The 24,212-nt window shown below is 61.4% G+C and carries 21 protein-coding genes, 1 tRNA gene and 1 pseudogene; 11 read left to right on the plus strand and 12 right to left on the minus strand.

Translation table 11 applies throughout. The annotated features are described in order from the left end of the window. The first annotated feature begins 1 nt into the window (after window position 1). Window positions 2-409: a hypothetical protein gene (locus tag ACFOKF_RS21910; protein WP_380798697.1), complete on the plus strand. Its 408-nt coding sequence runs from the start codon at window positions 2-4 to the stop codon at window positions 407-409. Beyond that, entirely contained in the window at window positions 391-1,710 is a 1,320-nt protein-coding gene (locus tag ACFOKF_RS21915; protein ID WP_380798698.1) for an ATP-binding protein, read from the plus strand. Before ACFOKF_RS21910 ends, ACFOKF_RS21915 begins: the two co-directional genes overlap by 19 nt. Before the next feature lie 485 nt (window positions 1,711-2,195). Here ACFOKF_RS21915 and ACFOKF_RS21920 read toward each other — a convergent pair whose 3' ends face one another. From ACFOKF_RS21920 to rtcR, 6 genes are all read right to left on the minus strand, one after another. Next, entirely contained in the window at window positions 2,196-3,314 is a 1,119-nt protein-coding gene (locus ACFOKF_RS21920; protein ID WP_380798699.1) for a hypothetical protein, read from the minus strand. A gap of 10 nt (window positions 3,315-3,324) precedes the next feature. Next, a complete protein-coding gene (locus ACFOKF_RS21925; RefSeq protein WP_380798700.1) occupies window positions 3,325-4,956 on the minus strand; it encodes an alkaline phosphatase D family protein in 1,632 nt (543 codons plus the stop codon). Window positions 4,957-5,026: 70 nt separating this feature from the next. After that, on the minus strand, window positions 5,027-8,200 hold the full coding sequence (locus tag ACFOKF_RS21930; RefSeq protein ID WP_380798701.1) for a carboxypeptidase regulatory-like domain-containing protein: 3,174 nt from the start codon (window positions 8,198-8,200) through the stop codon (window positions 5,027-5,029). 137 nt (window positions 8,201-8,337) lie between these two features. After that, window positions 8,338-9,348 carry a FecR family protein gene (locus ACFOKF_RS21935; protein ID WP_380798703.1) on the minus strand — a complete coding sequence of 337 codons (1,011 nt, stop codon included), beginning with the start codon at window positions 9,346-9,348 and terminating at the stop codon, window positions 8,338-8,340. Continuing rightward, on the minus strand, window positions 9,317-9,919 hold the full coding sequence (locus ACFOKF_RS21940) for an RNA polymerase sigma factor (RefSeq protein WP_380798704.1): 603 nt from the start codon (window positions 9,917-9,919) through the stop codon (window positions 9,317-9,319). The genes ACFOKF_RS21935 and ACFOKF_RS21940 overlap by 32 nt, the downstream gene beginning before the upstream one ends. 262 nt (window positions 9,920-10,181) lie before the next feature. Then, window positions 10,182-11,768: an RNA repair transcriptional activator RtcR gene (gene rtcR, locus ACFOKF_RS21945; protein ID WP_380798706.1), complete on the minus strand. Its 1,587-nt coding sequence runs from the start codon at window positions 11,766-11,768 to the stop codon at window positions 10,182-10,184. 261 nt (window positions 11,769-12,029) lie between these two features. Between rtcR and ACFOKF_RS21950 the strand changes: the two are divergent. The 7 genes and pseudogenes from ACFOKF_RS21950 to ACFOKF_RS21980 all read left to right on the plus strand — a co-directional run bounded on the left by ACFOKF_RS21950 (window position 12,030) and on the right by ACFOKF_RS21980 (window position 17,817). Next, window positions 12,030-12,119, plus strand: a pseudogene (locus tag ACFOKF_RS21950). A 16-nt stretch (window positions 12,120-12,135) separates the two neighbouring features. Next, window positions 12,136-13,683, plus strand: coding sequence for a vWA domain-containing protein (locus tag ACFOKF_RS21955; protein ID WP_380798707.1), 1,548 nt, complete (start codon window positions 12,136-12,138; stop codon window positions 13,681-13,683). Between the two features lie 169 nt (window positions 13,684-13,852). Next, window positions 13,853-13,932, plus strand: a tRNA-OTHER gene (locus ACFOKF_RS21960). A 393-nt stretch (window positions 13,933-14,325) separates the two neighbouring features. Further along, window positions 14,326-15,555, plus strand: coding sequence for an RtcB family protein (locus tag ACFOKF_RS21965; protein ID WP_380798708.1), 1,230 nt, complete (start codon window positions 14,326-14,328; stop codon window positions 15,553-15,555). Window positions 15,556-15,587: 32 nt separating this feature from the next. Then, complete coding sequence (locus tag ACFOKF_RS21970; RefSeq protein ID WP_380798709.1) at window positions 15,588-16,067, plus strand: hypothetical protein; 480 nt, start codon at window positions 15,588-15,590, stop codon at window positions 16,065-16,067. Beyond that, a complete protein-coding gene (gene rtcA / locus ACFOKF_RS21975) occupies window positions 16,064-17,077 on the plus strand; it encodes an RNA 3'-terminal phosphate cyclase (protein WP_380798711.1) in 1,014 nt (337 codons plus the stop codon). The genes ACFOKF_RS21970 and rtcA overlap by 4 nt, the downstream gene beginning before the upstream one ends. A gap of 107 nt (window positions 17,078-17,184) precedes the next feature. Next, window positions 17,185-17,817, plus strand: a complete 633-nt coding sequence (locus tag ACFOKF_RS21980; protein ID WP_380798712.1) for a tyrosine-type recombinase/integrase — start codon at window positions 17,185-17,187, stop codon at window positions 17,815-17,817. 180 nt (window positions 17,818-17,997) lie between these two features. On the opposite strand, the gene ACFOKF_RS21985 is transcribed toward ACFOKF_RS21980, so the two are convergent. The 3 genes from ACFOKF_RS21985 to ACFOKF_RS21995 are packed head-to-tail and all read right to left on the minus strand — an operon-like array spanning window position 17,998 to window position 20,200. Next, window positions 17,998-18,762: an SDR family oxidoreductase gene (locus tag ACFOKF_RS21985; protein ID WP_380798713.1), complete on the minus strand. Its 765-nt coding sequence runs from the start codon at window positions 18,760-18,762 to the stop codon at window positions 17,998-18,000. A gap of 44 nt (window positions 18,763-18,806) precedes the next feature. Beyond that, window positions 18,807-19,358 carry a carboxymuconolactone decarboxylase family protein gene (locus ACFOKF_RS21990; RefSeq protein ID WP_380798714.1) on the minus strand — a complete coding sequence of 184 codons (552 nt, stop codon included), beginning with the start codon at window positions 19,356-19,358 and terminating at the stop codon, window positions 18,807-18,809. A gap of 38 nt (window positions 19,359-19,396) precedes the next feature. Next, window positions 19,397-20,200 (minus strand): SDR family NAD(P)-dependent oxidoreductase, encoded by an 804-nt coding sequence (locus ACFOKF_RS21995; protein ID WP_380798715.1) that lies wholly within the window; start codon window positions 20,198-20,200, stop codon window positions 19,397-19,399. A 118-nt stretch (window positions 20,201-20,318) separates the two neighbouring features. On the opposite strand from ACFOKF_RS21995, the gene ACFOKF_RS22000 reads away from it, so the two are divergent. Further along, on the plus strand, window positions 20,319-21,260 hold the full coding sequence (locus ACFOKF_RS22000; RefSeq protein ID WP_380798716.1) for a GlxA family transcriptional regulator: 942 nt from the start codon (window positions 20,319-20,321) through the stop codon (window positions 21,258-21,260). Between the two features lie 9 nt (window positions 21,261-21,269). Here ACFOKF_RS22000 and ACFOKF_RS22005 read toward each other — a convergent pair whose 3' ends face one another. Further along, entirely contained in the window at window positions 21,270-21,581 is a 312-nt protein-coding gene (locus ACFOKF_RS22005; RefSeq protein ID WP_380798717.1) for a putative quinol monooxygenase, read from the minus strand. Then, entirely contained in the window at window positions 21,574-22,599 is a 1,026-nt protein-coding gene (locus ACFOKF_RS22010) for a zinc-binding alcohol dehydrogenase family protein (RefSeq protein WP_380798718.1), read from the minus strand. The genes ACFOKF_RS22005 and ACFOKF_RS22010 overlap by 8 nt, the downstream gene beginning before the upstream one ends. A gap of 101 nt (window positions 22,600-22,700) precedes the next feature. Between ACFOKF_RS22010 and ACFOKF_RS22015 the strand changes: the two genes are divergently transcribed. Further along, window positions 22,701-23,048, plus strand: a complete 348-nt coding sequence (locus ACFOKF_RS22015; RefSeq protein ID WP_380798719.1) for a winged helix-turn-helix transcriptional regulator — start codon at window positions 22,701-22,703, stop codon at window positions 23,046-23,048. A gap of 122 nt (window positions 23,049-23,170) precedes the next feature. Here the strand turns inward: ACFOKF_RS22015 and ACFOKF_RS22020 are convergent, their stop codons facing one another. Next, entirely contained in the window at window positions 23,171-24,133 is a 963-nt protein-coding gene (locus ACFOKF_RS22020; protein WP_380798720.1) for a TonB-dependent receptor plug domain-containing protein, read from the minus strand. Between the last annotated feature and the right edge of the window lie 79 nt (window positions 24,134-24,212).

Consider the following 24,212-nt stretch of genomic DNA (forward strand, 5'->3'; position numbering starts at 1 on the left):
GATGACGCTGATCGAGATATTCATAGCCCTGCTTGGCGACGCCGGCTGGGAGGTGCAAAATCTTCGCGGCGACCTGGGGATGAATATAGCCATCGACCCGGCAGCCATCGCGCGTCGAACGGAAGCGAATGTCACACTTGAAGCCCAACTTTCGCCAGACGATCACGAACTGAAATTATTCATTCTGGACCATGCTGACGACAAACTCGTCCGGCTCGCCCTTTCGGTGGACGAGAACTCGTTACGCCTTGTCCTCGAACGCCTGATCCTTGAACAGGCGCACCTCGATCACTCCACCTTCCCTGACTTCCTGCACTACGCCCATGGCTATACCGACAGGATCTGGTTCGTGGATCATCATGGAACGCGCTTCATGCTGGAGTTTGATGCGTGGCCAGCCGTTCATTGATCGAACGCGCGCAGATATGGCTGCTGCATATCGTCGATGACGCTCTTCACGCGCATTTTGGAAACAGCGAACGTGCCGCCATTGCGCCATTTGATTGTGCGGAAGCATCCTCTCTTTCGACGCATTTCCAGAGAGGAGTTAACAGCGGGATGGAACTTGCGCTTTTCGCGCTGGCTCTCTCTCATCATGTACGGCCCGGCGCGCTTGATCACCTTCTTCTGAAACATCTCCCCGAAGGCGGCGAATTTCCTGAGTTCGGGGGCGCGAAGACAGGTAATTACCGTGGCATCCTCCCCACGGGCGAAACCGCACAGTTCATACTTGCCGGCGACAATCTGGAAAAACGTATGATCGTCGCCCACATCCTTTCCGGCGACCACTGGTTCGCCCGCAAACGCATCCTTTGGCTCGAACCCGTACGCGCGGGCGAGCCCGTCATGAGCGGACGGTTGATCGTCGATCCGGAGATCGTCGAGGAGATCACCACCGGCAAGGTTTCCCCTCCCCGTTTCAGCCCAGACTTTCCGGCCGAACATATCGAGACTGGGATGGAGTGGAACGACCTCGTCCTCCATCCCGCAACCATGGCGCAGATTCGCGAGATTGAACATTGGATCGCGCATAACGACACTCTGCTCGACAGTTGGGGGATGCGCGGTCGGATCAAGCCGGGTTATCGCGCGCTCTTCCATGGCCCGCCCGGCACCGGCAAGACTCTGACCGCAACGCTGCTTGGCAAGCACAGCGAGCGAGACGTATTCCGGATCGACCTCTCTCGCACCGTCTCCAAATATATCGGCGAGACCGAGAAAAATCTCGCCAGCCTGCTCGACAAGGCGGAGAGCAAGGGGTGGATATTGTTCTTTGACGAGGCGGACGCGCTGTTCGGCAAGCGTACCGAGGTCCGGGACGCGCATGACAAATATGCCAACCAGCAGGTCGCCTATCTCCTGCAGCGGATCGAAAACTATGACGGCCTTGTCATTCTCGCTTCCAATCAGCGCACCAATATCGACGATGCCTTCGTGCGCCGGTTGCAGGCCATCATAACCTTCCCGATGCCACAGCCTGACGAGCGACTCGAGCTATGGCGCAAGGCGCTACCCCCGCAGATGGCACTGGCCGATGACATCGACTGGCACGATGTCGCCGAGCGCCACGAACTAAGTGGCGCCGCCATATTGAACGTCATCCATTTCTGCGCCATCGATGTGTTGGCCACGGGCGGCAGGCCGCTCAATCTCGCCAGCCTCCATGCGGCGATCCAGCGGGAATATGTCAAGGAAGGCCGGATCGTTTAGAGTTTGATGTGATTATACAGACGCATATCCGCTGTTTCGGAGGTAATTGCTGCATTCCTATGGTGTGAAGGCATCGAGGAGAGTTCCGATGCGCCTCCATGTCGCCTCATGGGTACGTTCGGTCGCTTTGCGCATCAGATTGTGGATCGGCGTCGAAGATTCCTCCTCGGCTCACGTCGGCGCAACCATATAAAATGCTTTGGAAAGGAGAAGATTGATGGGTTTCGATCGGCGCTTATCTGTACCCTGCCTCTCGTTATTTCTTGTTGCGATACAATGGTCTGAATGAGATTGAAAGGGATCATGCTTCGGCACCGATCATCACCCCACATACCAAATCGAATGGTTGAATGCAGTCCGTCTGCTCTTGGGAGCCTCCAATTCGGCTTTGAATGGCTCGAATGGGTCGTTGTCGTCCTTGGCAAGCATACAAGATAACGGCGCGCGGTAAGGGTACTTCCATCAAACGCCAGTGGGTGAGCACGTCATCGATCGGCCATTGGCATTGTCTCAAAGGGCTTGGAAGAAACGCCCGTCCAATGCATCAACCGCGTAACGGCGGACTGCGCGCCGCGCACACCGTCGTTCTGGACGAGATAATATAGGCTATCTCCCAAGGGCTGCATTCCGACATCGGCCTTCTGATACCACCCCCGCACACCCGTCTTCACATCATGAATCCCATCCTGAGCGAGCGGCAGTAGCAGGCCTTTTTCTGGATTAATGCCTTGAGGAGAAGCCAGGCCTTGCAAGGCCTGGCGACGTGGCCGGCTGCGAGCATCGAGCGCGAACAGCAGATAATTGGGCCAGTCGGGTTTGGCACCCTGATAGACGCCCATGAACCAGCGTTGCAGGCTGGGATCATAGGCGAGGTTCTGGACGTCATAGCGGGTGTTGCCGGTAAGGACGAAATATTTGCCCCGAGGGGTAGTCGGGCCAGAATGGTGCAGTGCCTGTTCGTCAATCGGCTCCGCCTCTCGGCCCCAGTCCGTCGCGTCATATTGCAGGAGGACCTGATGATCATTGTCGCTGCGGGCGACGTCGCCATAAATGCCGTAAGCGACGGTCAGGTAGAGCGGGCCGTCGGTCCGGCCGAAGGCGGGGCCAAAAGCGACGCCATCGATGCCTGAACAGCCATAGCGATGATCCGCCTTGCCGTCGCCATCGAGATCGGCGGCATAGTCGCGCGTCACTTCGGGCAGATAGACGGCGCGCAGCAGGTCGGTGCCGGCAACCGTCATGCCGACCCGATCGATCCGTGCCCCGTCGATCATCGCGATATAGAAGGCGTCCTGCTTGCCATATTCCAGCGAGCCATAGACCCGTCCGTCGACCGGGTTGAAGTCCAGGTCGCCCAGATGCCCCGACCAGCCGGTCAGTGTGCCGACGAGCCGGCCTTCAAAGTCATATTTGGCGAGCATGTCGGTGAAGGAATAATAGATGAAGCCGCCCTTGCGATCGACCGCGATGCCCTGAACATGGCCCGAGGCGAAAGGGCCCGCGACCTGTTCGCGCGGCAGGTCGGCAGGCGGAAACGGCGTAGCCGAATGAGCAGACTGGGCAAGGCCAAGCAGCAGTAGCGCAACGATCGCGGACCGCATCATAATCTCCTGATCAGGCGCTGAAGACACGGCGGCCGCGCTCGACCGACATGCGATGGGTGCTGGCGATCCGCGTGCTGCGCGCCTTGATCGTATCGAGGAACAGCCATTCGCCGATCACCCGATCACGGCTGATGTCTATCATCATATAGCCACGCTGGTGCGTGTTCGCCCATTTGAGTTCGGGATTGGCGGCGACGAAGCCGCGCGCCACCGCCGTCGGATCGCCGCGCAGGTCACCCTCCATGCCACCCGACGTGACCGCCTGTCCGGCAAATTCGACACCGGCGGGCTGGCCATCCTCGACCAGACCGTAGGCCCAGGCATTGTGGCTGTCGCCCGCAAGCATGATGAGGTCGGCGTCGGCCGCCTGTGCCGACCGGAGCAGGCGCGAGCGGGCAGCGGGATAGCCGTCCCACCGGTCCATCCACATCGGCAGACCATTTTGCGCCATGCGCACGCTGTTGCGATAGCGTTGGACCAGCTTGGCGTTAGCGTCGGGACGGAGCCAGTCGGTGACATTGGCCGGCATCACCGTACGGCCGATGATCGTACCCATGCCGACCATCTGCCAGGCGGTGGTGCGGGCGTTCGCCCGGAACGCATGGGCCAGCCAGCTTTCCTGGGTGCTGCCCAACATGGTGGCCGATGGGTCCTGCCACCCGCCATCATGGAAGGCCTTCAGCGCGGCGTCCGCATCGGGCGCGCTGGCGGCGGCCGTGATGTCGGCCGGGCGCGTACGGGCCAGCAAGCGGGATTCGGTGCGATACAGCGTCGCCAGCGTACCGATATCATAGGCCTTCCACGGCTCGTCCGACACCGGCATCCATTCGCGATAGACCTGCATTGCGGCGGCGCGGCGGGTGTTCCAGTCACCTTCCTCGTCGGCCTGATGGTTCTGGGCGCCACCTTCCCAGCTGTCATTGGCCGATTCATGATCGTCCCACAGTGCAACTATCGGCGCCATCTGGTGCAGCCGTTGCAGGTCGGGGTCAGCCCGATAGGTAGCGTAGCGCAGGCGATAGTCGGCAATCGCCAGAATTTCCGTGTCGGGCATCAGCGTGCGCCCCACAATGCCCTGACCGGGCCGTACCGACGCATTGCCATATTCGTAGATATAGTCGCCGACATGCAGCCACAGATCGAGATCGTCGCGCGCCGCAGCATGGGCATAGGCGTTGAACCAGCCATAGGGCAGGTTGGAACAGGAAAAGACGCCTAGGCCAAAGCGCGGCACGTCGCCCTGAGGCAACGTCCGGGTGCGGCCGACCGGCGATTTGCTGCCATCCGGCGCGACGAAGCGATACCAGTAGGTCGTGCCCGGCTGAAGCCCGTCAATCGTCACTTTCGCTGTCCAGTCGCGATAGCCGCCTGTGCGCACCGTGCCGCCGCCGACGGTCCGGGCGAAGTCGGGATCGATCGCGACTTCGACGTCGAGGCGCACGCTCTCGACATCGCTCGCAGGGACATAGCGGGTCCATAGCAGCATCGAATCCGCCCCCGGCTCGCCGCTGGCTACTGCATGGGTGAAGCCGCGCGCGCCGATCAGTTCGGCTGCCAGCGCCCGGCCCGCAGGCAGCGCCAGCGCCCCAATGCCCCAGGCTCCGCCTAGGATCATGCTGCGGCGGTCGATTTGCATTACCATGATGATGCCTTTTCGATGGGATCGGAAAGGGATGGAGCGGCCCAAGGCCGCTCCATCCAGTAGGGGAGGATCAGAAGCTGCCCTTGATGCCGATGTTCCACATCGAGCCGTAGATGCTGTACTGGCGCACCCGGCTTTCGACGTTGGAATAGATGACGTCGGGCGCATTGAAGATATTGCGGCCGGCGACGTTCAGCTCGAAATTGGGGCTCAGCTTGTAGCTGAAGCTCACATTCCATAGCTGGCGATCGGTATGATAGAGGACGCCATTGTTGGCGGTGGTCGGCGTGGCGCTCAATGCACTCACCCGATAACGCGACTGCCAGTTGCCCGTCAGCTGGAAGTCGAACGGGCCATAGCTGTAGCGCAAGCCCCAGTTGGCCGATTTTTCCGGCGTGTTCACACGCTCGGCATCGGGGAAGAGACGGGTGAAGGAACCGCGCAGGCCCAGCCCCTTGAGGATGCCCGGCAGGAAGGTCAGCTGCTGGTCATATTCGAAGATCAGCCCCTCATTGGTGCTGGTCCCCGGAAGATTCTGCGCGCTTCGGAATGTGTAGCCGGCATATTCATCAGGATCGAATCCGACGGCGGCGGGATCGACCTCGATCCCGGTGACCTGCATGTCCTTCATGTCGAGGCGATAATAGGACAGGCCGATGATGCCCGACGGCTCCAGATAATATTGAAGGCTGGCGAAATATTTGGTCGAATGTTCGGGCTTTAGCAGGGAATTGGGTACATTGACGATCTGTGTATCGTCATTGACCGACACCACGCCGCCCAGATTGCCATAGTCGGGCCGCAGGATCGACTGGCTGAAGGCGATCTGGCCGACCAGACGGCGGCTGAAATCATACTTCATGCCCCCGCTCAGGAACCAGTCGTCATATTCGCCATGGCGGGTTGAATAGGTACCGCCATTATATTGGTAGAGCAGCCCCTCGATCGTGTTGGTCTTGTAGCCTGCCGCCTCGACCTCGCTGGTCGGACGGATATTGGCGACCAGCGCGCCAGTCCTGGTTTTCTCGTAGCGCAGGCCGAGGTCAAAGGTCGCCTTGCCAACGCGCGCCTCCGCCTCGACATAGGCGGCGTAGATATCTTCTTTGACCCGCTTGTTGTTGTCGAGGTCGCGCTTCAGATTGCCGACCGTATCGGCAACGAAATATTCCGGATGCGCCTTGTAGATGTCGTACATCGCGTAATTATTGTCGGCGTGCCAATTCTGGTAGTTGAGGTTGCCGGCGTTGAAGCCGATGATCTCGAACTGGTAGCGATTGGTCCAGGGAATGACTGCGGCTGGGTCCTTTTGGCTCAGATCGCCGTTCGGGCCGACATATTGGAACTGGTCATAAGCCCCCTCATTGGTGCGCCAGTCATTCACCCGCGCGCCGGCCCCCGCCATCAGCGTCAGCGGCACGTCACCGACGAACAGCTTGCGCTTGATGTCCAGATTGCCGCCATACATTTCATTGCGGGCGTCCGATTCAGCCGTGCGGATATTGTTGCCGATGTCGTCGTCGCGGTTGAAGCTGGTCGGGTCGCTCCAAGACCGACCGGCAGTCTGCTGCAGCGTCCAGGCATTCGAGCTATCCGAATCCCGGTCGAGCGTAAAGCCGATCCGCGTCAGCCAGCTGTCGGTCCGCTGGAAGAAGCCTTTGGAATTGTCACGAAAATTGAATTCCGAGCTGGAATAGCTGCCGCGCAGCGCGACTTCCCAATCGTCATTCTTATATTCGAGCCTGGGCGCCAGCAGCATTGCAGGAGTGCCAGCATAACGATGCGAATATTGGGTGTGCAGCCGGGTGTTGGTGCCGTTGGGGTCGACGACGATGTGGGTTCCGGTAGAGTCTGGCGTCGCATAGGATTTGGTCGTCGTGCCGAAGATCAGATAAGTATATTGATTGAAATATTCGACCTCGTAGAGGGAATAGCTGCCACGCAGCGACAGGGCGAGCTCATCGGAAAATTTATAGTCGACCGACAGGTTGGCGGCGGTGCGGCTGGTCTTCTTCGGGCCAGGACGCCACATGACCTGATAGGGGATGACCCGGCCGTCGGCGAGATAGGACCAGTCCGTCTGGACGCGATCCTGCTGGACATAATTGGCATTGTAGCTGGCGCTCAGCGCGACGCCGAGCCGCCCGTCCAGAAACACGTCGCCATAGTTGAAGCTGGCCGACGGATAGATGCGGGCATGCTTGTCATTGTCGGGCAAATAGATTTCGCCTACCCCGGCGTCCGAGGTGCCGACCCCGCCGACCTGGAAGCGCAGTTGGCGCTTCTTCAGCTGAAACGCATATTTGCTGCGCAGGTTGATCGCGCCGCCAGGCGCGTCGGCATCCATGCGGGCAGTCAGCGTGTTGTTCAGCTCGATCGACTCAATGCCGGTGATCGACATCTGCTCGAAACTGTTCTGGCGGCCATTATTGTTGTTGGACGTCGCCGTCGCCATGCGGGCGCCGTCGGTGGTGAAGGTCGAATATTTGGGGTCGAGACCACCAATGCGGACCGCCGTGGCATCAACCTCGGTATAGTCGAGCGAGATGCCCGGCATCTGCTTCATGAATTCGCCGACATCACCCATGGTCAACAAGCCGTAATTGTCGGCAGCGACCACGGTCTTGGCATTGGTGGCGGCGCGGCGTTCCATGATCGCGGCGGCCTGCCCCTCGCGCCGGGCGGTGACAGTGATGGCCGAGCCGTCGTCGGCGGAAGAGCCCGCAAAGGTCGGCGCGCGCAACGCCACGTCCAGCGTCGCGACTTCACGCGGGCTGACAGTGGCAATCAGCCTTTCGGTCTGGAGGCCAGCATATTTGACGAGGATCGTCGCTTCACCGGCCGGAATGTTGGACAAACGGAATTCGCCATTATCCTCGGAATAGACGGTGATCGGCGTGCCTTCGACGCGAATTTCCGCATTGCGCAGATATTCGCCGGTGACGGTGTTGAACACGCGGCCGCGCACCATGCCATTGCCGACGCTGGCTTCCGGGCGCGCCGAGCGCAGGGTGATGACATTGCCGTCGTCCGATCCAACCCGCAGCGGCGTGCCTGCGATCAGGCGGCGCAATGCTTCGCGCACGTCCATCCGCCCTTTGATTGCGGGCGTGTTGATGCCGGCCAGATCACGGGCCGGGGCTACGATCTGCACCTGTGCCTGTCGGGCCAGTTCGGGGATGGCACGGATGGCGGGCTGGGCGGGTATGTCGAAGAGGCGTTCCTGCGCATGGGCCGGCACGGCCACGGTAAGCGCAACGACAGACGCCCCACAAGTGAGGAGATAATGACGCGAATACATTAGCTGGTAGCCCCCTGCTGGCCGCGCGCTGCACGGCGTTCGACCCTAAGAGGTGGGAGGCCGGCGGTTCCGCTAATGCGGGGTCAATTTTTTTTCGACTGCGCTGTGCGGCTCAGGATGAGGTCATGGTCCTGCCGGACCAGGCGAGCATCGAAGATGGTCGAAATGGCGCGACTGAAGCCAGCGGGATCATTGGCTGTAAACAGGCCCGTTACAGGTTCGCGCGCCAGTGCCGCGTCCGGTATAAGGATGCGGGTTTCGCTGTAACGGGCAAAGGCATTGGCCGCCTGCTGCAAGGTCTCGCCCTCGAAGGCCAGTTTCCCGTCGCGCCAGGCCAGCTCCTGGTTGATGCGCTCGGGCGAGATCGGTTCGGGCCGTTCCGCGACGAACAGGCTGGTTGCCGCATTGGCCATGACCATGTGGGTATTGCCAGCCAGGGCAACAACCTGACCGCTCATGGGATTGACCGCAGGCAGTTCGACCAGTCCCTGATGCACCAATATGTCGACAGGCGCCTTGGCCAGCTTGCGGACGCGAAAGCCGGCCTGCGCCGTGCGCAATCGGCGACCGCCGACCTCGACAATGAATGGGCGCCGCTCGTCGCGTGCGACCGAGAAATAGACTTCGCCATCCAGCAGCGAGACCAGACGTTCCTTTTCACCATAGAGGATCCGGATGCGGCTGTCGGTATTCAGCAGGGCGGTCGACCCGTCCTCCAGCGGCACCAGTCGCATCTCGCCGCGGCCGGTGCGGATTTCCGCGCCCGATGCTGGCATGCCGACGGTCAATGCGGCCATGCCCGCCATGGCGGCCAGCGCACCACCGCCGATGCCGAGCAAATGTCGTCGCGACAGGCCGCGCTGTTTTTTCGACTCGAACAGACAGGGGTCGTAATCTGGGCCCAGCGCCTGCGCGGACTCACTCATCAACGACAATGCCTGGGCACGCAGCAGGGCACCCTTATGGCGCGGATCGGCGGCCAGCCATTGATTCAGTTCGGCATCCTGCGCCGCAGACAGCGCGCCACGATCCAGCCGCGCCGCCCAATCGGACGCGGTTTGGTCAATGCTGCGACTGTCTTCTTGTCCGGCCATCAGCTGCGCGCGTCTCCGTTGTCACATCCCTAGAGGTTTGGGGCAGCGTCTTTCCACCACGACCGAACCAGTCAATCAAAAATCGGATGCCGCGCGAAATATGCGTCTCGACCGTATTTTCCGATATACCCATCTGCGCCGCGATTGCGCGCTGAGGCAGGCCCTCGACCCGGCGCAGGATGAACGCCTCACGCGTCTTGAGCGGCATGGCCGCGATCGCGCAGGCCAGCTGGCGCAATTCATCCCGGTCGATCGCCGTCTGCTCGGGTGATGCGGTATCGTCAGGGTGGTCCAGATGGTCAAGATTGTCGACCGCATGGATGGGAACGATCCGCGCACGGCGGACATGGCGGGTTACCACAGACCGGGCTACCTGGAACAGATAGGCCCGGGGATAGGCGATGGTGTCGACCCGATCCATCTCCGCGAAGATGCTGTAGGACTCCTGAATGATATCGTCGGGTTCGAGTCCGCCCAATGGCCGACACGCAAGCCAGCCGCGCAAAGCAGGCTCATGCGGCAAGATATTGCGCAGCAGCCAGCGCGCTCTTTCCCTGTCCGTTCCGCTCATCCCAGTTCCGCGACCGTTTATTATGACGAAGTGTCGATTCTGGGGGTGGCTAGAGGGGAAATGTGACAAACAGGCTGCGGGGCCGACATCTTCAAAACGTGCGGCCCATCTTTCGAGGGCGGTGCGTTCAAACTGCCAGCATCCTTAGGTGCCGCTCTTTCAGCTTACACTGCGGGAGAAGCACGCCTTAATCGAATCTAACAAGCAGACCTTCAGCACTTGGCGATTGAAAATCGACCTCCGAACGGCAGCAATGGGTCGTTCATCTTAAGTCGTTCACCACCGACCATTCTAAGTCGAAGCGTGCCAGATATTTTCGTAGGCGATCCGCATCATTCGAGCTCCTGCGGCGCGCGCGCGAGGCGTTGAAGAGGGTTCGCCCTGCTTCCGACAGCGAGCGGCTGGCGCGGCATATTCTGATCGTTTCGGCGAGTTGGACGCGATCGAACAGGTCGAGTTCGGCAATTTGCTCGTCGCTCAATATCTCGGACAGAATGTCTGCGGCGTTATCAGCCTGACTTGACCATAGCCGCCGCAGCCGCTGGATTTCCTTGTCGACGCAGTCCACATCGATCCGCCCTTTCGGGCTGAGTGTGGCCATGCGGGTGATGCTGGCGGCGAGATCACGGAAGTTGCCCGGCCAGCTTGCCTCTCCGGATGTCGCGAAGGTCAGATAGTGTAGGCGTGCTTCCTTGTTGAAGCTGGCCTGATCGCCTTCGCGCTCGGCGAACCGATCGAGTTCATAGTCGAGATTGGGTTCGATATCCTCTCGCCGGTCAGCGAGGCCGGGTAGGCGGAACGTCCAAAGGTTGAGACGCGCGTAGAGATCGTCGCGAAACGCGCCCGCTGCTACCGCCTCGCCCAGATCGCGGTTTGTGCCGGCGATCAGCTGAAAATCCGACGCGACCTCCTTGTCCGCACCCACGGGAAGGAAGCGCTTGTCCTCGATGGCGCGCAGGATCATCGCCTGCTCGTCGAGGCCGAGTTCACCGATTTCGTCGAGGAACAACATGCCCTTGTCAGCAGAGCGAAGCAGACCCGGCCGGTCGGCGACCGCGCCGGTGAAGGCGCCCTTTCTGTGGCCAAACAGGGCCGACATTGCGCTATCGCCCTTCAGGGTTGCGCAGTTTACCTCTACGAACGAGCCGGCAATCTGGTGCTTGGCCTTCTTCAGTTCATAGATCCGACGCGCGAGCTGGCTCTTGCCCGCGCCAGTCGGCCCCATGAGCAACACGGGCGCGCGGGACCGCAGCGCGACTTGCTCGATCTCGTCTATCATGCCGTTGAAGGCGGCGTTGCGCGTATCGATGCCGGATTTGAGGAAGGACGTGCTTTCCGCGCTGGCCACCGCAAAACGGGTGGCGATGCTGTCATAGCGCGACAGGTCGAGGTCGATGATGCTCCAGCGGCCGGGCGCTCCGCCATCTTCGGCGCGCTTGGCCGGCTGGGTCTGGAGCAGGCGCCCAGGCAAATAGCGCGCCTCAGTCAGCAGGAAGAGACATATCTGCGCGACGTGGGTGCCGGTGGTGATGTGGAGGAGATAGTCCTGCTCATCCGGATCGAACGGCTCGGCCCGCGCGAAATCGAGCAGCTTTCCATAGACCTCTTCGAAATCCCAAGGATCGCGGAAGTCGAGCACGCGCATGTCGACCTGGGTCTCGGGTGAGACCGAGGCGATGTCCTCTGCGACATATTCGGCAAGACGCCGGTGAGCGGTGCCATGCAACAACACCAGTCGATCGACCCGCAAATCTTCATGCATGGTGAGCGCGACCGTTGGCCGCCACTTGTTCCAGCGAGAAGGCCCGAATTTGCTCGCATCGAGCGTGGAGCCCAGGAATCCGATCACGGTCAGCGGTTTCATCCTTATACCATAGGATAAAAGCATATCCTTTGCGATATGAAATTTGATCGTTGTCGAGAGGAGTACATTGCGATGAAAGAAAATAAATCACTATATATCAACGATATGTGACTTTTCTTCACCCCAATCTACGGATTGGCACGCCTCCTGCAATTTGGATTTGCGTTGGCCGAGGCGGATTACTCGGCCGGCAGGCGGAACTGGGGCGGCCGGAATGGGCTGGCCGCCCCAAGGACCGGAAATTCACAGGCGTAGCTCAGCCTGCGCAGAGCGCCTGCCCAAAAGGCAGGATGCTTGAGCAGGAGGCCGCAGGTTCAAATCCTGCCGCCCTGACCAGATGAGGAGTTGGACGATGGCCAACAAGGGACTGTTTGCGAGCGCCGTGGCGAAGCTGTTGCCGCGCACCGATACGCTCAACCGGGAGGGTGCGCCGTCCTATGCCTATGGGCCGAAGGCGAAGCTCGCCCATCTGGCGGCAACTGGCACGCTGGCCGATAATTTCTATGACGCGGCGGAGACACAGCTTGCCGATGTGCTGGACGCGGCCCGTGCGGTCGATCCATATTTCGTCGCCCAGGCTGCGGTCTATGCCCGCACTTCCGGCACCATGAAGGACATGCCGGCTTTGCTGGCGGCCTATCTGACGGTTGCGGATCCCGACCTCGCGGTCCGGGTATTCGGTCAGGTCGTGAACAACGGCCGCATGCTGCGTAGCTTCGTTCAGATCATGCGGTCGGGTCAGGTCGGGCGTAGCTCGCTCGGCACGCGGCCGAAGCGCTTGGTGCAGCAGTGGCTGGAGCAGGCGTCGATCCGTGACCTGATGCACGCCGCGACCGGCACTGCGCCGAGCTTGGCGGACATCGTCAAGATGGTCCACCAGCGCCCGGCGGATGCGGAGCGCAAGGCTTTCTATGGCTGGTTGATCGGTCGTCCCTATGACGTCGCCGCTCTGCCCGTCGAGATTGCTGCGTTCGAGGCCTGGAAGCAGGACCGGATGCTGCCGCTGCCGCAGGTGCCGTTCGAGTGGCTGACCGCTTATCCGCTGAGCGCGGAGCAGTGGGCGGAGCTTGCTGGCCGCATGGGCTGGCAGGCGCTACGGATGAACCTCAACATGCTGGCGCGCAATGGTGCGTTCGGTGTGGAGGGGCTTGCCGATCAGGTCGCGGCCCGGCTTGCCGACCGCGATGCACTCCGTGCCGTGCGGCCCATGCCCTATCAGTTGATGGTAGCATTGGGGCAGGTCGGCAATGGAGTGCCGCTCAAGGTGCAGGCGGCGCTGGAGGAAGCGCTGGAGCTGTCGCTCCAGGGCGTTCGACAAGTGCCGGGCCGCGTGGTCGTCTGCCCCGACGTGTCGGGTTCGATGCAGTCGCCGGTGACGGGCTACCGCAAGGGCGCTTCGTCGAAGGTTCGCTGCATCGATGTCGCGGCTCTGGTCGCGGCGGCGATGTTGCGGTCCAACCGTGAGGCGCGGGTCATCCCGTTCGAGCAGGTGGTCGTGCCTGTGACGCTGAAGGCTACCGACCGGATCGCGGCGAATGCCGCGAAGCTGGCGGCGGTCGGCGGTGGCGGGACGAATGTCTCGGCACCCCTCGCACTCCTCAACAAGGAGAAGGCGGCGGTCGATCTGGTGGTTATCGTCTCGGACAATGAGTCCTGGGTCGATGCGCAGCGGAGCGGTTCGACGGCGACGATGCAGGAGTGGACGAAACTGGCGAAGCGCAACCTGCAAGCCAAGCTCGTCTGCATCGACATTGCTCCTTACGGCACCACGCAGGCGGCTAGCCGGCAGGATATATTGAATGTCGGAGGCTTCTCCGACGCGGTGTTCGATACCATTGCGCGCTTCGTCTCCGGCGAAACGCAGGATTGGGTGAGCATCGTCGAACAAGTGGAGGTCTGAACGAACAGGGTCGCGGCGAATGCTGGCAGGACTACATGTCTCCAAACCACGAGGCCCGACGAGTAAAGCGCCCGGAAGGCAGTTGTGCCGAAAGGGAGATGCGGGTTCGAACCCCGCCGCCGACACGTAGCTTAAGGGCCGCGTCTTGCCGAACCTCGTCGCCACGACCCGAGCAGAATATCACGGCGAATGCCGAGAAGGACTACATTGGTAATGTGGTTGTCGCGGGTTCGAATCCCGCCTGTTCGGCAACGATGCAGTAGCTCAGCCTGGTAGAGCGCCAGTCCCTTGGGACGGTCTTTCTCACTTCTCGTCGCCGTGACCTAAATGCAAACCATGGCGAATGCCTGACGGACTACATGGCCTATCACGCCCCGGATGCGGGTTCGAATCCCGCCGGACCGCCCAATCGGTTCGTAGTGTAACGATAGCACAGGGACCGTCCGCGAGGACGGAGAGAAGTCTGTCAAAACCTCGTCGCCATGGCGCCGAAATTTGAGCTGGCGAATGCCGGCGGGACTACATCGGTAGAGGCCGAAAGGCCGAGCGGTTCGAATCCGCCCCGGAGAATTCGGCCAAGGATTCTCTGGGATGTCTCGCCAAACCTCGTCGCCGCCACCATGACTATACAGGGAGGTCATAATGACCGAGAGCAGGACTTACGATATTCAGCACGTCGAGGGCGGCAAGCCGATCAAGCTGTGGACGCGCGGCGTGCCGGTCGATGAGAAGGCGCATGAGCAACTCCGCAAGGCGGCGCAGATGCCCTTCGTGTTCAAGCATGTGGCGGCGATGCCGGACGTGCATGTCGGTATCGGCGCGACCGTTGGCTCGGTGATCCCGACCAAGGGCGCGGTGATCCCGGCTGCGGTGGGCGTGGATATCGGCTGTGGCATGATGGCGGCGCGCACATCGCTGACGGCGAGCGATCTTCCGGACAATCTGGAGGGCATCCGCTCCGCGATCGAGCAGGCGGTGCCGCATGGCCGTTCGGTTGGTCGTGGCCAGCGCGATCATGGGTCGTGGGGCGCGCCGCCGGTCGAGATCGTCGACGCCTGGGCGACGCTTGTGGAGCGGTTCGACCGGATCACGGCGAAATATCCGCGGTTCAAGAACACGAACCAGCTTACCCACCTGGGTACGCTGGGGACGGGCAACCACTTCATCGAGCTTTGCCTCGATACCGAGCAGCGCGTGTGGATCATGCTACACTCGGGTTCGCGCGGCGTGGGGAATGCGATCGGCACGTTCTTCATCGAACTGGCCAAGCAGGATATGCGCAAGTGGTTCATCAACCTGCCCGATGAAGACCTCGCCTACTTCCCGGAAGGGACCCACCATTTCAACGACTATGTCGAGGCGGTCGAGTGGGCGCAGGACTTCGCGGCGCTGAACCGCCGGATGATGATGACCAATGTGATCCGGGCGCTGCGCAGCCAGATCGCCAAGCCTTTTGACGCCGAGCTGGAAGCGGTGAACTGCCATCACAATTACGTGACGCGGGAAAACCATTTCGGCCAGAATGTGCTCGTGACCCGCAAGGGCGCGGTGCGCGCGGCGAAGGGCACGATGGGCATCATCCCGGGTTCGATGGGCGCGAAATCGTTCATCGTGCGCGGTCTCGGCAACGCGGAATCGTTCGAGAGCTGCAGCCATGGCGCGGGGCGCGTGATGTCGCGTAGCCAGGCGAAGAAGCTGGTCTCGCTCGACGAGCATATCGCCGACACGGCGGGTGTCGAATGCCGCAAGGACGAAAGCGTCATCGACGAGACGCCGAAGGCCTACAAGCCGATCGAAGCCGTGATGGCCGCCCAGGCCGATCTGGTAGAGATCGTCCATACGTTGAAACAGGTGGTGTGCGTCAAAGGCTGAGCCTTTGGCGTGCACTTCCAGGGGAATTTGTCATGTCCAATGACGTAAATGACTGGCACCAGGAGGGGCAGCTTTTCGTTTGGCGCTATCCTAATGCCAGAAGGGGTTGGGCAGGTTGGCACTTCACGGGAGCTCCGGCAGGCTGTCGATCAATCAGAAATCTGCTTGATCGCATGCATGGCGGGGATGCCTGCCACCGGACCATCCAACTCTCGCCAGTGACCGAGGCGATCCTGTCCGTGCCCAATTATCAGTTCAGGGCAGATGGACGTTTCGAAAAGCTGCGGCTCGAGTACAGCCCAGACTTTCCGGACCTTCTCCTAGAACCAGCTGACGGTGCTTTGGTGATGACCGTCGGCATACATCGGCTCAGAGCGCTAACTGCTGCCTTTGCGGAAGTTGAAATTGGGCTTGGTGACTTTGGTATCCCCACCTCCAACAGCCGCAAAGTTCCAGCGTGGATGTTCTGGTGGATGCCCAGCATCAACTATAACCATGGGAAAAGATTATGATCATCATTGACGGATCGGAAGGCGAAGGTGGCGGGCAGGTCGTGCGCAATGCGTGCGCGCTTTCGCTCGTCACCGGTAAAGCCGTCCGGATCGAGAATGTCCGCGCCAAGCGGTCCAAGCCGGGGCTCATGCGTCAGCATGTGACTGCGGTGGAAGCCGCGTGCGTCATCGGCAATGCCGAGTGCCAGGGCCTTCATGTGGGCTCATCCACGCTCAGCTTCACGCCGGGCAGCGTTGTGCCGGGCGAGTATCGTTTCGCCGTCGGCACTGCCGGATCGACAGGGCTTGTTCTGCAGACGGTGCTGATGCCGCTGCTGCTCGCCGATGCGCCGTCGCGGCTGGTGCTGGAAGGTGGGACGCACAACATGCTGGCGCCGCCGTTCGACTTCATCGCCAAATGCTTCCTGCCGGTCATCAATCGCATGGGTGCAAAAGTGGAGGCCCGGCTCGTCCGTCATGGCTTCTACCCGCGTGGTGGCGGTCGGATCGAAGTCGACATCAGCCCGGCGCCGCTGCGGCCGATCGACTGTCTGGAGCGCGGAGCCCTAATGGGCGTCAGCGGTCAGGCGATTTTTGCCGGCCTGCCTTTCGAGATTGCAGAGCGCGAGATCAATGTCGTGCGCCGGAACCTTGGCTGGTCGGAGCGGGAAGCCTGTATACGCGAACTTCCGGACGATCGGGGGCCGGGCAACATCCTGTTGCTTGAAGCGCAGTTCGAACATGGAACCGAGATCGTCAGCGGCTTCGGCCAGCTTGGCGTGACTGCTGAGCGTGTAGCCAAGAATGCGGTCGGCCGGATGCTTGGATTCCTGGAATCCAATGCCTTTGCCGGCCCCTATCTGGCCGATCAGCTGCTGCTACCCTTCGCGCTTGCAGGCGGCGGCAGTTTCACAACGGTCAAACCGAGCCAGCACAGCCTGACCGCGATCGACGTGATCGGGCGCTTTCTGGATCGACGCCTTGGGTTTGCTCAGCAGGCAGGCGGGACACATCTGTTAACTGTTAGGTAGAAAGGCGGCCATGCTCTGTGCCGCATGGAGCATGGCCGCACAGATCGGTGCGCAGTTCCTCTTTTGAGCGTTCCTTCTCAGGCCATTACGGCCGTAGGAGAAGTGTCATGGGATTATCAGAGTTTGATCCCGCCGCTCGTGAGCGAGTCTCGTGGAATGCAGGGCGCAAAGTCGGAGCGAAGCGAGCGCTTAAACCGCGCCAGATCTGGGCTGTGCGTTACTTCCTGGATCAGCACGGGCGGCTCCGGGACCGCACGCTTTTTGATCTCGCAATCGATAGCAAGCTGCGTGGCTGTGATTTGGTGAAGATCAGGATTAGCGACATCGTTTGCGATCGGAAAATTCGGACACGAGCCACCGTCGTTCAGCAAAAAACAGGCAGGCCTGTTCAGTTTGAACTGATGGATGATGCTCGCGCGAGCCTCCTTAAATGGCTTGAGCTTCGGGGTGGTTCCCTGGACGATTACGCCTTCCCGAGCCGGACCAATCATTCTGCCCACATAAGCACAAGGCAATATGCACGGCTTGTCGATGAATGGGTAACAGGAATTGGTCTGCCTGGTGAGGACTATGGTACGCATTCTCTTCGGAGGACCAAGGCGTCGATCATTTATAAGGCGACCGGAAATCTCCGCGCAGTCCTGATCCTGTTAGGGCACACCAAGATCGAAAGTACGGTCCGGTATCTCGGAGTGGATGTGGAAGACGCTTTGACATTAGCAGAGGGTACGGAAATCTAAGATTGCTGGTTCCCCGCTACGGCGGGGAGCCAGAGCCTCTTGTCGCGCTCGTTTGATGCCATTCGCAAGCTTTGATGATAAAAGGAGACTATCCGCAGCTGAGGATGGAAAAATGGTGGCTGAGCGACCGACTAGGGTCGGTGGGAGAAACGGGGCCTTTGCCGGCCCCGCCTCGAATTTTCATGCCGCGACCGGGATCGGATTATCCGCAACGCTCTGATTGAAGGCGTGGACGAGCGCATGTTCCTGCGCTCCCGGATTGTCACGCAGCGGCTTGACCGCATCGACGAGAATTTCGAAATCATCGCTGCCAAGCGCCACCAGCGTCTGTTCAATGAAGTCGTCCAACGGCATCGCGCGCGGATCACCGCTCTTGTAGATAAGATCGGTATCGACCCATGGAGGAGCAATCTCCTGGACCCGCACGCCGGTGTCCCGAAGCTGGAACCGCTGTGACAGAGCGTAGGAATGCAGCGCGGCCTTGGTAGCCGAATAGATGGCGTTGGTCGCGAGCGGGACAAAGGCAAGCACGCTGCTGGTATAGAGAATGGTCGCTTCGGGCTGAGCCTTGAGATGCTCGATCAGCACCGACGTCATACGGATCGGCCCCAGCAGGTTGGTGGTAAGCAGGCCCTGCGCCATATTATCGTCGATTTGCGCTGCCGCATCATCGAACGGCATGATCCCGGCATTGTTAAGCAGCACATTGGTTGCCGGGAAATCGCGCATGATCGCTTGGGCTGCACGGCCGATGCTGATGGGATCGGTGATGTCCAGTTCGATCGCAGCCATGCCCGGATTGGCAGCTGTGACGGCATCCAGCAGGGCACGGCGCCGCCCGGAAATGATGACCTGGTTGCCGCGCTTGTGCAGCGCCTCGGCCAAGGCCCGACCGATACCGCTGGTGCCGCCGGTGATGAAGATGGTGTTGCCGGTGAGTTTCATGGATTTCGTCCTTGTCTCTGATTTTCAGGATCGGGGTTTCAGGATCAGGCGCCGACCGTTCCGACGCGTGCGACGCGCGGGAAATCGAGGCTGGTGCCGACGATATTGTTGATGCTGTTGGTGAGGATGCTGATCGCGACATGGGCGATCGTCTCCAGTATCTCGGCGTCGTTCAGGCCCGCAGCACGGGCCTGATCCAGAATATCCGGGCCAGCGCGACCATGAGCAGCGTTCACGTCCAGCGCGAGCGCCAGGATCGCCGCTGCATGGCCATCACTGGCCTCGCCACGCTGTGCATCGGCAAGGTCGGCCGCAGACAGGCCCGCCGCACGTCCGGCCCCGGTGTGCGCCGCCAGACAATAGTCGCACCCGTTGGCCGCCGCGACGGCAATGGCGATCTGTTCCTGAACCTTTGCGGGAAGCACGCCCTGGCCGAGCGCGCCGCGCCCATCCCAGTAGACATCCAGCACGGCGGGGGCCTGCGCCATGACGCGCAGGAGGTTTGGCACCTTGCCCATGCGGGCCTTCGCCTCGCGGAAGATGGCGGCAGTGTCGGGCGTGGCATCGGCGTCGGCAAGCAGAGCGATGGTCGACATGTTCTTGTTCCTTTGGGAAAGAGTTCAGGTGGGAGAATTCAGGCCGCTGCGCGCTCGGCAAGGCCGAAACGGGCGGCCGGCGCGCTGGCGGACAGTTGGGGGGCAAGGGCAGCACGGGCCGCTTCGAACGCATCCCACAGAGCGATGTCCGCGAGCGCAGGGATCGTGCTGGTCTCGCCGCGGTCGAACCCGACCAGCGCAGCATCGACCATGTCCTCGGCCCGCATGACGATTTCCGTGGGCAGATTTTCGACCGGAAGGCCGCCAATTGCCCAGAAGTCGGTGGCAGTCGCGCCGGGCAGGACCGACTGGATACGGATGCCCTTGTCGGCCAGTTCCTTGTGGAGCGACTGGCTGAAGGCCTGAACGAACGCCTTCGAGCCACCATAGACGCCGTTCAGTGTTTCAGGCGCAATGGCCACGATCGAGGCGATGTTGATGATCGCGCCCCGTTCGCGCGCCACGAAGGCTGGCGCGATGGCATAGGTCAGCCGCATGGGGGCAGTGACATTGAGGCGGACCATCGCCTCCATGCGATCCACATCGCTTTCCAGCAGGCTGCTGTGCGTGCCTACGCCGGCATTGTTGACCAGCATCGTGATGCTCGCGTCGCTGCGCAGCACCGCCTCGACCCGGGCAAGGTCGGCGCTGTCGCCAAGGTCGGCCGCGATAATCTCGACCGCGCGGCCGGTTTCGTCCGAGAGCCTGGCGGCAAGCGATTGCAGCTTGCTCTGATTGCGGGCGACCAGGATCAGGTCATGACCGCGGCGAGCCAGGCGATCGGCATAGATGGCGCCGATCCCGCTGGATGCGCCGGTGATGAGGGCAGTGCCATGGGACATGGGATGGTTCCTTTTGCAAGAAGCAGTCTGTGACTTTCGACACCCCCTTTATGGACAGGATGGACCTTGTCTTAAATGACGTATAACGACATGATTCAGGACATATGGAGATGAAGAAATGCCGCATGTCGCTATGGTGCTGACGCCGGGCTTCCAGTTTCTGGCCCTTGGCGCGCAGGCCGCGTTCGAACTGGCCAATGTGGTGGTGGAAGACGCTTTCTATACGCTCGGCATCTATTCGGTCGGCGGCGGACCGGTTGCATCGTCCAGCGGGTTTGAAATCCCCACTGTCCCGCTTGGCGAGGCCGGGCCGGTCGACACGCTGCTGCTGATGGCGGGGCTGATACCGCCGCCACCCCAGGACGCGGAGCCCCTGGCTGCGCTCCAGGCTGCCGCCCTGCCTGCCCGCCGTATTGCAGGGCTTTGCACCGGTGCCTTTCTGCTCGCGCAGATGGGCCTGCTCGATGGGCGGCGGGCCACGACGCACTGGGCCTATGCGCGGATGATGCGTGACGGCTTTCCCGATGTCCGGGTCGAGGAGGATCGCATCTTCATCAATGAAGGATCCGTCTGGACGTCGGCCGGGCTGACGGCGGGCCTGGACGTCGTGGTCGCCATGGTGGAGAAGGATCTGGGGGCTGATGTGACGCGATCGGTGGCGCGTCGCCTGGTGATGCATCATCGCCGCGCCGGCGGGCAGTCGCAGCATAGCGAGATGCTGGACCTCGCTCCCAGCAGCGATCGCATCCAGAAGGCTCTCGTGCATGCCCGCAGTCATCTGCAAAACGCCCTTACGGTCGAGGAACTGGCAGAAGTGGCGGCACTTTCTCCTCGGCAATTCAGCCGCGCCTTCCGCGCAGAGACCGGTCAGTCGCCGGCCAAGGCGGTTGAACAGCTGCGGCTGGAGGCGGCCCGTCTTCTCCTGGAAGACACGCGCCACAGCCTGGAAGCGGTGGCGCGTGAGGTCGGCTTCATCGATCTGCGCCGTATGCGCGAGGTGTTCATGCGCAACTATGGACAGCCGCCTCAGGCCCTGCGCCGGTTGATGCGCACGGCCTGAGACATCCGCTCAACCGATCCGCTGCAAGCGTTCCAGCGACGGCGGCGCAGCGAGCAGGTCTGCGAATCGAGCGGCAAGTCCGCTAAAGGCCGGAGCGGTGGCATGGCTGTCCAGCGCGGCCTGATCCGCCCATGTCTCGATCATGACGATCACGCCCGACTCATCCCGGCTGGCATGGGCAAGATAGGCGATGCAGCCGGGTTCTGAGCGGACCTGCGGCAATATCGCCAGCACGGCTTGCAGGAGGTCATCCGCCTTGCCAGCCTGCGGCACCAGGCGCGCGACGAGGTGGACCATGGCATCCTTAGCCGCATCAGTCATGATTCCATCCCTCCAGCACGATCTTGCCTCGTGTGGTTGCGCTTTCGATCTGACGATGCGCCGCGATCAGATTGGCCGCATTGATCGGTGACATTGTCTGTGTCAGCGTCGTGCGGATCGCACCCTGATCCACCAGCGCAGAAACCGCCTCAAGCAGTTGTCCCTGTTCTGCGACATCGGGTGTGTCGAAGAGCGACCGGGTGAACATCAGTTCCCAATGAACCGACACGGCCTTCCGCTTGAAAGCGATAATGTCGAGGCTTGCAGGATCGTCGATGAGCGCGAAACGCCCCTGCGGCGCGATCAGATCGGCAATGTCGGCCAGATGCCGGTCGGTATGGGTGGTCGAGAAGACGAAGGCCGGCGCGTCAAGCCCCAAAGCCGCGATCTGCGCGGCCATGGGCTGGCTATGGTCGATGATGTGATGCGCGCCCAGGCTGCGGACCCAGTCCTGCGTTTCGGGACGTGATGCCGTGGCGATGATCGTGAGATCCGTGCGCGCCCGCGCGATCTGGATCGCCACCGACCCGACGCCGCCCGCGCCGCCGATGATCAGGATGGCGGCAGGCTCTGTCCCGGCCTTGTCTAGCACCCGCAGCCGATCGAACAATGTCTCCCAGGCAGTGATGGCCGTCAACGGCAATGCGGCCGCCTGCGCTGCCGAGAGCGTGGAAGGCGCATGTCCGACGATGCGCTCGTCGACAAGCTGATATTGCGCATTGCTGCCGTCGCGGGCGATATTGCCGGCGTAGAAAACGCGATCGCCCACCTTGAACCGCGTGACATCCGCTCCAACGGCTTCAACGACGCCTGCCGCGTCCCACCCCAATATGCGCTCCGCCCGGCCATCAAATGGCGGGGCGCCGGCGCGAACCTTGGTATCGACGGGATTGACCGATACCGCCTGCACCGCAACCAGCAAATCGCGACCTGTGGCAGCGGGACGGGTGAGTTCGATATCGACGAGGGCGTCGGACCGATCGATAGAACCTGGATTATGATAGGCGATGGCACGCATGAGAGTGCTTCCTTTTGCAGTTGCCGTTCCTATGTGGTGGCAGTGCAGTTTCATGTAATACGCACAAAATCTGCCTATAGTGTCAAAAAGGATACCGTAACTTGGTCAAGCCCCGCCATTCCCGCCTCGACTGCGCGCCTGGCTGCGCGGTGGAGGCCGCCATCAGCCTGATCGATGGCAAGTGGAAAGCCGTGATCCTCTATCATCTCCAGGACGGGCCGGTTCGTTTCAACGAACTGCGTCGGCGTAGCGGGACCGTTACGCAGCGCATGCTGACCAACCAACTGCGCGAACTGGAAGCGGACGGACTGATCGAGCGGGAAATATTCGTGCAGGTGCCGCCTCGGGTCGAATATCGTCTTTCCGAGCGTGGAGGCACCCTTCTACCGATAATCGAGGCACTCAAGGCATGGGGCGATGCAAACATGGACTTGTTCGCTCGGCGATAGACGGGGAGCCCTTGAGGGAATTTGTAAGCGGATAGGGTGGATGCAGGCTCATTTGATTAAATGGGAAGCGCAGCGCGCAAGTTGGATTGATCACCATTTGCATGCCGCGCTTCTCCGATAGCTCAGTTAAGCATCACAGCCTTCAGGCCACTTATATCGGCATCTGTCAGGCCCAACGCCTTTTTCATATAGGCTTCCGACCCGCCATATTCGCTGTCGATATAGGTGAAGAACTGCACCAAATGCGATGCCCCGCTGGGCGTGTAGAGCGGTTCGGCGGTGGCGCGCTTCTTTTCGTCGGCGCTGAACAGGCCGTTGTTCCACCGTTCGATCTCATATTGGCGCACGTCGAACTCGGTCGGGCCTTTGGCGTCATAGGCGCCCACTTCGCGATTGTCGGTCAGTTGCTTGCGGCGATAGTGGGATCCGCCCACGACCACGCCGAAATTGTCGTTCGACCATGACAGGCGCAACGATCCCTGGCGCTGCTCGCCACCGCCCAGGTCCATCATGCCATAACCCGCATCGCCCGACACATGCAGCCCCTTGCGCTCCATCGGCGAATAGGTGCGCAGGTCGATTGTGGCGACCACGGCGTCGGCCTGAAGATCGCTGGTCAGCGATTTGTTGATGACCATCTGCGACAGGAGAACGGCAGGAATGGCGTCGAAGCGAAAGGCGCGGGTGTCGCCGCCTTCATCGACGCCCACCATCGGAATGCCGTCGATGCTGACGCTGGTCCAGCGGTTGGGCGCGCCGCGCACCTGGATATAGCGTTCCTGCCCCTGGTCGCGCTGCACCGCGACGGCGGGTAGGCGGGACAGGGCGGCGGCGGCATTTTGGTCGGGAAAGCGGCCGACGGAATCGGATGCGGCGATGTCGGTCAGGTTCAGCGCATCGCGTTTCAGGCTGATCGATTCCTGCTGGGCCGACAGGATGGCGCCGGTGACGACGATCTCGCCCATATCCTCTTCGCCTGCCGCCGGTATTGCGGCTGTCACGGGCTGGTCGGCGGCAATGGCGGATTGGGTCAGGACGATCGCACCGCAGATGGCGGTCGATCGGAGAAGTGCGGCGATGGTCATGAAATCTGTCCCCCGGTTGGTTCGCCGGGCAACTAGAACGAGTGCATGTAACTTCTGTGACGAATGTTCATGAAAATGG

Source organism: Sphingobium rhizovicinum (assembly GCF_042647625.1).
Taxonomy (GTDB): Bacteria; Pseudomonadota; Alphaproteobacteria; order Sphingomonadales; family Sphingomonadaceae; genus Sphingobium; species Sphingobium rhizovicinum.

Coding starts and splice junctions, on each gene's coding strand:
- ACFOKF_RS21940 (WP_380798704.1), bottom strand. CDS start 9,919: ATGAGCGGAACGGACAGGGAAAGAGCGCGCTGGCTGCTGCGCAATATC.
- rtcA (WP_380798711.1), top strand. CDS start 16,064: ATGATCATCATTGACGGATCGGAAGGCGAAGGTGGCGGGCAGGTCGTG.
- ACFOKF_RS21935 (WP_380798703.1), bottom strand. CDS start 9,348: ATGGCCGGACAAGAAGACAGTCGCAGCATTGACCAAACCGCGTCCGAT.
- ACFOKF_RS21970 (WP_380798709.1), top strand. CDS start 15,588: ATGTCCAATGACGTAAATGACTGGCACCAGGAGGGGCAGCTTTTCGTT.
- ACFOKF_RS21965 (WP_380798708.1), top strand. CDS start 14,326: ATGACCGAGAGCAGGACTTACGATATTCAGCACGTCGAGGGCGGCAAG.
- ACFOKF_RS21985 (WP_380798713.1), bottom strand. CDS start 18,762: ATGAAACTCACCGGCAACACCATCTTCATCACCGGCGGCACCAGCGGT.
- ACFOKF_RS22005 (WP_380798717.1), bottom strand. CDS start 21,581: ATGACTGATGCGGCTAAGGATGCCATGGTCCACCTCGTCGCGCGCCTG.
- ACFOKF_RS21925 (WP_380798700.1), bottom strand. CDS start 4,956: ATGGTAATGCAAATCGACCGCCGCAGCATGATCCTAGGCGGAGCCTGG.
- ACFOKF_RS22010 (WP_380798718.1), bottom strand. CDS start 22,599: ATGCGTGCCATCGCCTATCATAATCCAGGTTCTATCGATCGGTCCGAC.
- ACFOKF_RS21955 (WP_380798707.1), top strand. CDS start 12,136: ATGGCCAACAAGGGACTGTTTGCGAGCGCCGTGGCGAAGCTGTTGCCG.
- ACFOKF_RS21920 (WP_380798699.1), bottom strand. CDS start 3,314: ATGATGCGGTCCGCGATCGTTGCGCTACTGCTGCTTGGCCTTGCCCAG.
- ACFOKF_RS22000 (WP_380798716.1), top strand. CDS start 20,319: ATGCCGCATGTCGCTATGGTGCTGACGCCGGGCTTCCAGTTTCTGGCC.
- ACFOKF_RS21990 (WP_380798714.1), bottom strand. CDS start 19,358: ATGTCGACCATCGCTCTGCTTGCCGACGCCGATGCCACGCCCGACACT.
- ACFOKF_RS21995 (WP_380798715.1), bottom strand. CDS start 20,200: ATGTCCCATGGCACTGCCCTCATCACCGGCGCATCCAGCGGGATCGGC.
- ACFOKF_RS22020 (WP_380798720.1), bottom strand. CDS start 24,133: ATGACCATCGCCGCACTTCTCCGATCGACCGCCATCTGCGGTGCGATC.
- ACFOKF_RS21980 (WP_380798712.1), top strand. CDS start 17,185: ATGGGATTATCAGAGTTTGATCCCGCCGCTCGTGAGCGAGTCTCGTGG.
- ACFOKF_RS21910 (WP_380798697.1), top strand. CDS start 2: ATGACGCTGATCGAGATATTCATAGCCCTGCTTGGCGACGCCGGCTGG.